Annotated in this window: 11 protein-coding genes; 4 read left to right on the top strand and 7 right to left on the bottom strand. The window is 68.9% G+C overall.

Features of this window, described 5'->3' with window-relative positions:
- Positions 1-91 precede the first annotated feature (91 nt).
- Positions 92-523 (bottom strand): nucleoside deaminase, encoded by a 432-nt coding sequence (locus tag ACIQCS_RS15920; protein ID WP_345852017.1) that lies wholly within the window; start codon positions 521-523, stop codon positions 92-94.
- 221 nt (positions 524-744) lie between these two features.
- The gene (locus ACIQCS_RS15915; RefSeq protein WP_137861594.1) at positions 745-1,041 is read right to left on the bottom strand and encodes a hypothetical protein; all 297 of its coding nucleotides are present in this window, start codon (positions 1,039-1,041) and stop codon (positions 745-747) included.
- A 173-nt stretch (positions 1,042-1,214) separates the two neighbouring features.
- Between ACIQCS_RS15915 and rpmB the strand changes: the two genes are divergently transcribed.
- Positions 1,215-1,511 (top strand): 50S ribosomal protein L28, encoded by a 297-nt coding sequence (rpmB, locus tag ACIQCS_RS15910; protein ID WP_086127409.1) that lies wholly within the window; start codon positions 1,215-1,217, stop codon positions 1,509-1,511.
- Between the two features lie 114 nt (positions 1,512-1,625).
- On the opposite strand, the gene ACIQCS_RS15905 is transcribed toward rpmB, so the two are convergent.
- From ACIQCS_RS15905 to ACIQCS_RS15885, 5 genes are all read right to left on the bottom strand, one after another.
- Positions 1,626-1,844 (bottom strand): hypothetical protein, encoded by a 219-nt coding sequence (locus ACIQCS_RS15905; protein ID WP_345849002.1) that lies wholly within the window; start codon positions 1,842-1,844, stop codon positions 1,626-1,628.
- 185 nt (positions 1,845-2,029) lie between these two features.
- Positions 2,030-3,028, bottom strand: a complete 999-nt coding sequence (locus ACIQCS_RS15900) for an esterase-like activity of phytase family protein (RefSeq protein WP_345849003.1) — start codon at positions 3,026-3,028, stop codon at positions 2,030-2,032.
- Between the two features lie 188 nt (positions 3,029-3,216).
- Positions 3,217-3,939, bottom strand: coding sequence for an acetoacetyl-CoA reductase (gene phbB, locus ACIQCS_RS15895; protein WP_345849004.1), 723 nt, complete (start codon positions 3,937-3,939; stop codon positions 3,217-3,219).
- A gap of 32 nt (positions 3,940-3,971) precedes the next feature.
- Positions 3,972-4,997, bottom strand: coding sequence for a ferrochelatase (gene hemH, locus ACIQCS_RS15890; RefSeq protein ID WP_345849006.1), 1,026 nt, complete (start codon positions 4,995-4,997; stop codon positions 3,972-3,974).
- Positions 4,994-7,234, bottom strand: coding sequence for a molybdopterin cofactor-binding domain-containing protein (locus ACIQCS_RS15885; protein WP_345849007.1), 2,241 nt, complete (start codon positions 7,232-7,234; stop codon positions 4,994-4,996). The genes hemH and ACIQCS_RS15885 overlap by 4 nt, the downstream gene beginning before the upstream one ends.
- 142 nt (positions 7,235-7,376) lie before the next feature.
- Here ACIQCS_RS15885 and lgt point away from each other — a divergent pair, with 142 nt between their 5' ends.
- The 3 genes from lgt to ACIQCS_RS15870 all read left to right on the top strand — a co-directional run bounded on the left by lgt (position 7,377) and on the right by ACIQCS_RS15870 (position 9,840).
- Positions 7,377-8,246 carry a prolipoprotein diacylglyceryl transferase gene (gene lgt, locus ACIQCS_RS15880; protein WP_345849008.1) on the top strand — a complete coding sequence of 290 codons (870 nt, stop codon included), beginning with the start codon at positions 7,377-7,379 and terminating at the stop codon, positions 8,244-8,246.
- A 122-nt stretch (positions 8,247-8,368) separates the two neighbouring features.
- Positions 8,369-9,340, top strand: coding sequence for an SAM-dependent methyltransferase (locus ACIQCS_RS15875; protein ID WP_345852018.1), 972 nt, complete (start codon positions 8,369-8,371; stop codon positions 9,338-9,340).
- On the top strand, positions 9,337-9,840 hold the full coding sequence (locus ACIQCS_RS15870) for a GNAT family N-acetyltransferase (RefSeq protein ID WP_345849010.1): 504 nt from the start codon (positions 9,337-9,339) through the stop codon (positions 9,838-9,840). The genes ACIQCS_RS15875 and ACIQCS_RS15870 overlap by 4 nt, the downstream gene beginning before the upstream one ends.
- Positions 9,841-9,842: the final 2 nt, after the last annotated feature.

Raw genomic sequence — 9,842 nt, 5'->3', positions numbered from 1 at the left:
CGCTACCAGATACGACCGGCATGCCACAAACTACCTCGCTGCCATCGCTCTCGTAGCCCTTATCACCGCGTGGCTTAAATGAGTCCCCAACCTAGCCGCGCCGCTCGCGGAAGAAATCGCGCAGGATCTCGCCTGCCTCGGCCTCGCCGATGCCGGGATAGATTTCGGGGCGGTGATGGCAGGTCGGCTGGGCGAAGAAGCGCGGGCCATGCTCCACCGCGCCGCCCTTGGGATCGCCCGCGCCGTAATAGACGCGCGCGATCCGGGCATGCGCGATCGCACCCGCGCACATCGCGCAGGGCTCGAGCGTGACCCACAGGTCGCAATCCTCCAGCCGCTCGCGCCCCAGTTGCTCGGCCGCCGCGCGAATCACCCGCATCTCGGCATGGGCGGTGGGATCGTGGAGCGTGCGCGGGGCATTGGCCGCGGCGGCGATCACCTTGCCATCATGCACCAGCGCCGCGCCGACCGGCACCTCGCCCGCCTCGGCCGCCGCGCGGGCGGCGTCGAGCGCGATGCGCATCGGTTCGGGAAGCGGGAACATCGCGCGTGATTACCGTAGCCCCGCCAACGCGTCACCCCTGTGAAAGCGGGGGCCCCTCTCCGGGACGCGTCACGCGCATCACATCGGTATCTGCTCGTTCCATCTGCACGAGAAGGGCCCCCGCCTTCGCGGGGATGACAGTTCAGGAGTGGCGGCGGCGAGGATATCCCGGCCGCCACCAGCCCGGCACGGGCCGCCGCTTATTTCGCGGCGGGCGTGGGCGTGGGCGTGGCGCCCGCCTGCTTCACTTCGATGGTGGGCAGGGTGACGGTGGTGTTCTTCATCTCGACCGTCGGCACCGCGACGGTCGTGTTGGTCGATCCGATTCCGACCGATCCCGTCTCCGCCTTGAACTTGGGCAGCTGGCCGCCCTTGGCGTCGAACGTGATCGTCGGCATCGTCGCGCCCTGCTGCTGCTCGATACGCAGCATGCCGACCGACATGAGCACCACCACGGCCAGCGCGATCAGGCCTATGAGCACGAGAATTCCACGCATCGCTTCATCTCCCCAATTGAATCGGTTGCGTAATCAACGCCGCATCAACCATGGTGGTTGCGTCGGCACAAGGCGTTTCTTGGGGCGAATCGGTTGACGCACCGTCCCATTACGGCTATCGGCGCCACCTTTCCGGCCGCAGTTCGCTGGGGCTCAAACCAGGATATCAAGCGATGTCGCGCATTTGCGAGCTGACCGGCAAGGGCCGGCAGGTGGGTAACAACGTTTCCCACGCCAACAACAAGACCAAGCGTACGTTCCTGCCGAACCTGCAGAACGTCACGCTGATCAGCGACGCGCTGGGCCGCAGCGTGCGCCTGCGCGTCTCGACCCACGGCCTGCGCTCGGTCGAGCATAATGGCGGCCTGGACAACTGGCTGCTCAAGACCAGCGACGACGATCTGTCGCTGCGCGCCCGCCGCCTGAAGCGCGAAGTGCGCAAGGCGTCGGCCGAGAAGACTGCGGCCTAACAGCCCGTTTCTTCGACGGCTCAATGCGAGCCCGTTCTCCCTGCGGAGAGCGGGTTTTTCGCATGTGTGCTGTTGCCTGGCAGGTAAAGACCCCGCCACGCCGCGCAGGATCGGCTAGCTGTCGTCGGAGGGATAGAAGACAAAGGCCTTGCCTCTCGAGGCAGGATCCCACCCGGCGACCAGCGCCTGTGCTATCGATGCCTCGACAAGCTTCGGGGTGATCGTCGGGCGCTGCGGGACAGGCAACGGGCGGCCATCGCGACCTTTTGGATAGGGGTATTCAACGATCAATTCACGGCGCGACTCGCCATCGACGCGCACCGAAATGCACATGCCCTTTTAGCCATCGCCGCTGTTGCTCCACTGCGGCTCGCTGACCAGTTCCCAAATCAGCTGCACACCATCGATCAGGGCCGCCCCCTCGATCGTACGCTTTCTCCGCTTCTTAAGTCCGCCGGCCATGGCGCATCGGATCAATCCGGCCTTCGCCAGTCAATGCCCGGCTTTGCTCGAATGACTCAGCGCTTCCCGAACTCGATCCGGAACTTGAGCAGCAGCGACCATTCCCAGAATTGCTGGTTGTCGTCCGACGCCATCCACAGGATCGTGTCGTCGCCCTCGCGCGTGATCGCCAGCGCCTCGTAATTGTCGTGGATCAGCGGCGCGGCCAGCGCCGCGATCTCCTTGCCGCGCACCACTGCGCCGGGGCGGAATTCCCGCGGATCCACCAGGGTGAGCTTCACCGTGAACAGGCTCGGCACCGCGAAGCGCCGGTTGAGCACGATCAGCCGCCCGTCGGGCAGCTGCACGGCGTCGCTCGGATCATAGAGCTCGCCGGGCGGCATATAGACGAAGCGAATCGGCTCGATCCCCGGCGCGGTGGGATCGCCCGGGAAGAGCAGCGCCTCGCGGCCGATCCGGCTGCCCTTGGGCCGCGAGGTCTCGCCGATCACCACGAAGCGGCCATCGGCAAGGCGCACCATCGATTCGGGCCCGCCATTGACGGACCAGTCGCGCATCGCCGCCGGCTCCGCGCTCCGCTCGGCGCGGGTCAGGCCGGCATCATAGCGCCAGATCGCGTTATGGCCCTCGAAGCCCACCCAGATCCGCCCGGTGGCCGGATCGCGCGTCATCGATTCCGAATCGCGATCCCCCTTCAGCCAGCCGGTGCCCGGGCCGGCGGGCAGGTCGCCGAACACCAGCTCGCGCGGCGCCCAGTCGGCACCCATGCGGAAGCGGATAAAGGCGCCGCCGTCGCTGAGCAGGGTGAAGCGGTCCCCCTCGACCAGCATCGAGGAGAAGCCGCCAAAGGCGCGATCCGGGCTCTTCAGCCGGATGCCGCCCAGATAGGTGAGCGCGCCCACCCGGGTCCGCCCGGGATCGCGCGCGTCGAGCGGCACGCGCTCCACGGTCATGCGGGACACCTTGCCCAGCAGGTCGCGCCCGTCGCGCCCCGATGCGGAGAGCAGCAGGATGGAACCGAGGGAGAACAGGGCGATCACGGGGCGGAGCAGCATCGCCTCCGCTCATAGCGACTGGCGGCGGAAGGACCAGCGCCCGAAAGATGAACGCCAGGTGACCAGCCCGTTCAGAAGAAACTAAAGGGAACCCGCCTATGAGGACGTTGGTTGTTCGAACAAGAGTTTCCCTCGCGTAGCGTATCGAGGGGTTGGGGGCCGCCCTGAAAGGGGCGGCCCTCATCGTATCAGTACATGTGCTGGCCGCCATTGATCGACAGCGTCGATCCGGTGACGAAGCCCGCCTCGTCCGAGCAGAGGAACGCCACGCCGCGCGCGATCTCGTGCGCCTGGCCGAGCCGGCCCACCGGAATCTTCGCCACGATCTTCTCGAGCACCTCGGGCGGCACCGCGGCGACCATGTCGGTATCGATATAGCCGGGCGCGATCGCATTCACCGTCACGCCGAAGCGCGCGCCTTCCTGCGACAGCGCCTTGGTGAAGCCGTGGATGCCGGACTTGGCGGCGGCATAGTTGACCTGGCCATATTGGCCGGCCTGGCCGTTGATCGAGCCGATATTGACGATGCGGCCCCATTTGCGGTCGCGCATGCCCGGGAACACCGCATGCGCCATGTTGAAGCAGCCGCCCAGGTTGATGCGGATCACATCCTCCCACATGTCGCGGCTCATCTTCAGGATCGTGCCGTCGCGGGTGATGCCGGCATTGTTGATCACCACATCGACCGGGCCGAGCTCGGCCGCGACCTTCGTCACGCCTTCGTGGCAGGCGTCATAATCGCCCACGTCCCATTTGTACGCCGCGATGCCGGTGCGGTCGGTGAAGGCCCGGGCCTTCTCCTCGTTGCCCGCATAGTTGGCGGCGACGATCATTCCCGCATCCTGGAGCGCGAGGCTGATCGCCTCGCCGATGCCGCGGGTGCCGCCCGTCACGATCGCTACGCGTGCCATGCTCTTCCTCTCCTTCGTGGTGGACCGAAACGCTAGGCAGGCTCGATCCAGCCCGCAAGCTCCTCACGCAAAATTGTGCGCAGCATCGCGATGCCGCCGGCGCTGTCGTTGAGACAGGGCAGATAGGCGAACCGGTCCCCGCCCGCGGCGAGGAACGTCTCGCGCCCGCGGATCGCCAGTTCCTCCAGCGTCTCGAGGCAGTCGGCCGAGAAGCCCGGCGCGACGATCGCGACCTTCTTCACGCCCTTGCCGGGCAGCGCGGCGAGCATGGCGTCGGTGGCGGGCTCCAGCCATTTCGCCCGGCCGAAACGCGACTGGAAGGTGACGATGAGCTCCCGCCCCCCCAGGGTTTCCGCCAATGCCTCGCCCAGCAGGCGCGCGGTCTTGCGGCAATGGCAATGATAGGGATCGCCGAGGTCGAGTGTCCGCTGCGGCATGCCGTGGAAGCTCGCCAGGATCGCATCGGGCACGAAATCGAGCCGGGCCAGGCTCGCCTCCACCGACGCCTTGAGCGCGGCGATATAGGCGGGGTGATCGTGATAGGGCGGCAGGGTGCGGACCGCCGGCTGCCAGCGCAGCTTCGCCAGGGCGGCGAAGGCGGCATCATTGGCAGTGGCGGTCGTCGCCGCGCAATATTGCGGATAGAGCGGCGCGATCAGGATGCGCCGGGCGCCCTGGGCCTTGAGCGACTGGAGCCGGCCGGCAATCGCCGGCTCGCCATAGCGCATCGCCCATTCGACGAGCACGTCCTCGCCCCATGCCCCCTGCAATGCGTCGCTCTGCGCCCTGGTGATCGCGGCGAGCGGCGATCCGTCCGGCCGCCACACCTGCCGATAGGCATGCGCAGACTTCTTCGGCCGGGTGCGCAGGATGATCCCGTGCAGGATCGGCTGCCAGACCAAAGGCGGGATCTCGACGACACGGCGATCGGAGAGGAACTCGGCGAGATAGCGCCGCACCGATGCCGGATCGGGCGCGCTCGGCGTGCCGAGATTGACCAGCAGCACGCCGATCCTGTCGGGCGGGAAAAGGGGCGGATGCCCGTCTGGAACGGTCATTCGACGTCCGAAAGCAAAGGCAGCACGCGGAAGCGCACGCCGCTCGCCGATTGCAGCGCGTTGGCGATGGCGGGGGCGACCGGGGGCACGGCGAGCTCGCTCACGCCGCCCGGATCGGCGGCGTTGCGGATCAGCTCCACGGTGATGTCCGGCGCATCGGCCAGGGTCGGCAGGCCGAGCTCGGAGAGATCGCGCACGTCTGCGACATTCTCGGTGAAGCCGGTGGATCCGGCCAGCGCCGCCGCCATGCCGAACAGCAGTCCGCCCTCGATCTGCTGAGTCACCAGGTCCGGGTTCACCACCCGCCCGCAATCGACCGCCGCGACCAGCCGCTCGACCTTCACCTTGCGCCCCTCGAGCCGCGCCTCGGCCATCACCGCGATATAGGAGCCGCGAAAGGCGTGGCAGGCGATGCCCTGGCCGCCGCCCGGCTGGCCGCCCTGCCAGCCGCCCAGCTGGGCCGCCATCTGCACGCAGCGCGCCAGCCGCGTCTCGCCGCCGAGCATCGCCATGCGGAACGACACCGCATCCTGCTCGGCGGCATGTGCCAGCTCGTCCATGAAGCTCTCGACGAAGAAGCAATTGTAGCTGTGCGCGCCCGAGCGCCAATAGCCGGTGGGCACGCCGATCGCGGCGACATGGTGATCGACCGCGTAATTGGGGATGGCATAGAAGGGCCGCGCCCCCGCCACCGCCGAGGGATCGCCCTTGCCGGGCAGCGCGAGCGAAGCCTGCACCACCGGATCGCTGCCCAGCAGCCGCGTCGCCAGCTCGCGGCCGGTCTCTGGCGCGGCGATCTTGGCGAGCAGGCCCGAGACCTGGCCCCGCGGGTTCAGCTTGCCGGTCATCCGGCCGATCGCGGGCGGGCGATAGCGATCGTGCCGCATGTCCTCGCCGCGCGGCCAGGTGAGCTGCACCGGCCGGCCGATCCGCTCGGTGAGCAGGGCCGCCTGCTCCGCCACCGCATGTTCCAGCTTCGCCCCGAACGAGCCGCCCGCCATCGTCGCGTGCACGGTCACCGAGTTCTCGGAAATGCCGATCGCCCGCGCCGCCGCCGCCCGCGCCAGCCCCGGCGCCTGAGTCGGCAGCCAGAGCGAGAGGTGCCCTTCGTGATAACTGGCCGTGCAGGTCATCGGCTCGAGCGCGGCATGGAGCGCCACGTCGACCCGATATTCGGCCGAGACCACTTTCGCCCCGCGGAAATCCGCCGCCAGGTCGCCCGCCTCATGGATCCGCGCGCCATCGGCATTCAGCGCGTCGCTCAGCGCCGAGGCGATCGAATCATTGTTGATCACTTCCTCGGGCGTCCTGAAGCGCGGGCGCATCGCGTCGATCGCCCGCTCCGCCGCCCAGCCATTATTGGCGATCGTCGCCACCCAGTCCTTCGTGGTCACGATCGAGAGCATGCCGGGGATCCTGTCGGCCGCCGCCCGGTCGAGCTTCACCAGCTCGGTATCGCCGATCGGCCCCATCCGGATCGAGGCGAACACCATGTTCGGCAGCCGCACGTCCGCCGCATAGAGCAGGCTGCCGTCCACCTTGGCCGGCGCGTCGAGCCGGGGCAGGTCCTGGCCGTAGAGCCGGTTCGCCTCGCCGGTGCGCAGCGGCACGTCGCCGGGCACCCGCTCGTCCGCCGCCTCCGCCGCCAGCGCGCCGAAGCCGAGCTTCGAATTGCCGTGGATCACCTGGCCGCCGGCAGTGTCGCAGCTCTGCCATTCCGCGCCCCAGCGCCGCGCCGCCGCCTTGCACAGCAACACCCGCGCGGTGGCGCCGGCGTGGCGCAGCTGGTCCTCGAAGCTGCGGATCGAAGTCGAGCAGCCGGTGAGCACCAGCCCGGTGCGCGCGGCATGGCTGCGCCGCAGCTGCTCGGGCAGCCCGCCCAGCGCCAGCTCGAACAGTTCCTCGGCCGCCAGCGGATTGGCGTAGAGCGGGTTGAGCGGCGCCGGCTCGACGCCCACCAGCTTCCAGTCCGCGCCCAGCTCGTCGGCGATGATCTGCGGCATGGCGGTGAACACGCCCTGCCCCTCCTCGCATTGCGGGACGGCAACCGAGACGTGCCCGTCGGTGCCGATCTTGATCCAGGCGCCGAACAGGCTCTCGCCCGGCGCCGCGGTGAGATTGGGGAGATAGGTGCGCGGCCACACCGCCCAGGCGACCACCAGCCCCACGCCCACGCCGCCGCCGATCAGCAGCGTGCGCCGATCCAGCTTCTGGAGCTTGCCGAAATCGACCTTCATCGCCATCGCTCTATCGCGCGGGGGAAAGGCTGTCACCCCGGGCCTCCCGCCGCGCCCCGGCAAAAGCCGCGATGGCGGCGCGGGGCTATTGGGTTTGCGGCGAGCCTGCTCTATCGGAGCCCGATACCCGGAGGGACCACCCGTGCTGCTTTCCACCCTGGCCGCCGCCGCGGCCGACCATATCCAGTTCAAGGATCTCGGCCTCGACAAGGTCGCGCTCAATCTCGGCTTCTTCGAGATCAAATGGTATTCGCTGGCCTATATCGCCGGCATCCTGGTCGGCTGGTGGTACCTCCTCCGCCTGCTCCGCCAGCCCGGCGCGCCGATGAGCAAGCGCCATGCCGACGATCTCGTCTTCTACGCGACGCTCGGCATCATCCTGGGCGGGCGGCTCGGCTATGTGATCTTCTACGCGCCCGAGATGTTCCTCGATCCGATCCGCATCATCCGGCTCTGGGACGGCGGCATGTCGTTCCATGGCGGCGTGATCGGCACCACGCTGGCGATCATCCTGATGTGCCGGCGCCAGGGGCTCAACTGGCTGCGCGTGCACGACTATGTCGCCTGCTGCGCGCCCTTCGGCCTGTTCTTCGGGCGCCTCGCCAATTTCGTGAACGGCGAGCTGTGGGGCAAGCCGGCGGACCTGCCCTGGGCGATCGTCTTCCCGGGTGCCGGCCCGGCGGCCCGCCATCCGAGCCAGCTCTACGAGGCGGGGCTTGAAGGCGTGCTTCTCTTCGCCATCCTCGCCTATGCCTTCTGGCGCACCAAGGCGCGCTACGAGCCGGGCAGGCTCGTCGGCATCTTCCTGCTCGGCTATGGCTGCTTCCGCTTCCTGGTCGAGTATTTCCGCGAGCCGGATTCGCAGTTCGCCGGCACGATCTTCGAGCATGTCATCCATATGGGCCAGGTGCTGTGCCTGCCGATGATCGCGGGCGGCATCTATCTGATCGTCACCGCGAAGAAGCGCCGCCAGCGGGTCGAGCCGATCGCGGGCACGGAGAGCGTGGCCTGAGCAGCGAGAATCCCCTCGACGCGCCGGCCGCGGAGCGCGGCGCCAATGCCGCCGAGCCCCTGCTCGCCGAGCGGCTGGCCCGCGCCATCACCCTGGCCGGGCCGATCCCGCTGTCGCAGTTCATGGGCGCCGCCAACGCGCATTATTATGCGACGCGCGACCCGCTCGGCGCGCGCGGCGACTTCACCACCGCGCCCGAAGTGAGCCAGATGTTCGGCGAGCTGATCGGCCTGTGGGTGGCCGACCTGTGGCAGCGCGCCGGCGGCCCGCCCGTCCGCTATGTCGAGCTCGGCCCGGGCCGCGGCACGCTCGCCGCCGACGCGCTGCGCGCCATGGCCAGGGCGGGGCTCGCGCCGCCGGTCGACCTGGTCGAGACCAGCCCGACGCTGCGCGCCGCCCAGGCGGAGCGCGTGGCGCATGCCGAGTTCCATCTCGACCTGGTCGGCCTGCCCGACGATGCGCCGCTGATCTTCGTCGCCAACGAATTCTTCGACGCGCTGCCGATCCGCCAGCTCATCGCCACCCGGGAAGGCTGGCGCGAGCGGCTGGTCGCCTGCCAGGACATGCTGTTCCTGCCCATTCACGGCGACCGCGGCTTCGACATGATCATCCCGCGCGACTTCAAGGACGCGGCGCCCGGCTCGATCCTCGAGACTTCGCCCGCCAGCGTCGCGGTGCTGCGCCAGCTCGCCCGGCGCCTCACCGAACAGGGCGGCGCCGCGCTGATCATCGACTATGGCTATATGGGGCCCGCGATCGGCGACACGCTCCAGGCAGTGAAGGGCCATGCCTATGCCAATCCCTTCGACACGCCGGGCGAGGCGGACCTTACCGCCCATGTCGATTTCGGCACGCTCGCCGAAGCCGCGCGGGCGGAGGGCCTGGTCGTCCACGGCCCGGTGCCGCAGGGCGCGTTCCTGATGCGGCTCGGCATCGCCGAGCGCACCGCCAATCTCTCGCTCGCCGCGCCCGACCGTGCCGGCCAGCTCGCCATCGATCGCGACCGGCTGACCGATCCCGAGCAGATGGGCGAGCTGTTCAAGGTGATCGCCTTCACCGCGCCGGGCTGGCCGGTGCCGGCGGGGTTCGAATGATCTACCGCGACGCCACCCCCGCCGACCTGCCCGCGATCGACGCGCTGTTCCGCGCCAGCTTCGTCGCGACCTTCGGCCATCTCTATCGGCCCGAGGACCTCGCCGACTTCCTGGCCGCCTTCACGCCCAAGGCCTGGGCCGGAGAGTTCGCCACGCCGGACCTGCGCTTCCGGCTCGCCGAGGACGCGCAGGGCCTGGCCGGCTTCGCCAAGACCAGCAACCTCACCCTCCCCGCCGAGACCAGCGCGCGCACCTATGAGCTCCGCCAGCTCTATCTCGACGAACGCGCCAAGGGCAGCGGCGCGGCGCAGGTGCTGCTCGACTGGGCCCTCGACCAGGGCCGGGCCCGGGGGGCCGGGGAGATGTGGCTCTCGGTCTATGTCGACAATCACCGCGCCCGGCGCTTCTATGCGCGGAATGGCTTCGAGGATCGTGGCCGCTATGCCTTCATGGTCGGCGCGCATGCCGATGAGGACCGGTTGATGAGGCGCATGCTGTGAGC

The organism is Sphingomonas sp. NPDC092440 (assembly GCF_044754985.1).
Classification (GTDB): Bacteria; Pseudomonadota; Alphaproteobacteria; order Sphingomonadales; family Sphingomonadaceae; genus Sphingomonas.
Note: the sequence above shows the minus strand (reverse complement) of the source record. Positions and strands in the feature narration are given on the sequence as shown.

Bases quoted from the DNA above. Each gene is read 5' to 3' on its own strand.
- ACIQCS_RS15900 (WP_345849003.1), bottom strand. From the start codon at position 3,028: ATGCTGCTCCGCCCCGTGATCGCCCTGTTCTCCCTCGGTTCCATCCTG.
- ACIQCS_RS15915 (WP_137861594.1), bottom strand. From the start codon at position 1,041: ATGCGTGGAATTCTCGTGCTCATAGGCCTGATCGCGCTGGCCGTGGTG.
- rpmB (WP_086127409.1), top strand. From the start codon at position 1,215: ATGTCGCGCATTTGCGAGCTGACCGGCAAGGGCCGGCAGGTGGGTAAC.
- phbB (WP_345849004.1), bottom strand. From the start codon at position 3,939: ATGGCACGCGTAGCGATCGTGACGGGCGGCACCCGCGGCATCGGCGAG.
- ACIQCS_RS15905 (WP_345849002.1), bottom strand. From the start codon at position 1,844: ATGTGCATTTCGGTGCGCGTCGATGGCGAGTCGCGCCGTGAATTGATC.
- ACIQCS_RS15920 (WP_345852017.1), bottom strand. From the start codon at position 523: ATGCGCATCGCGCTCGACGCCGCCCGCGCGGCGGCCGAGGCGGGCGAG.
- hemH (WP_345849006.1), bottom strand. From the start codon at position 4,997: ATGACCGTTCCAGACGGGCATCCGCCCCTTTTCCCGCCCGACAGGATC.
- ACIQCS_RS15885 (WP_345849007.1), bottom strand. From the start codon at position 7,234: ATGAAGGTCGATTTCGGCAAGCTCCAGAAGCTGGATCGGCGCACGCTG.
- ACIQCS_RS15870 (WP_345849010.1), top strand. From the start codon at position 9,337: ATGATCTACCGCGACGCCACCCCCGCCGACCTGCCCGCGATCGACGCG.
- ACIQCS_RS15875 (WP_345852018.1), top strand. From the start codon at position 8,369: ATGGGCGCCGCCAACGCGCATTATTATGCGACGCGCGACCCGCTCGGC.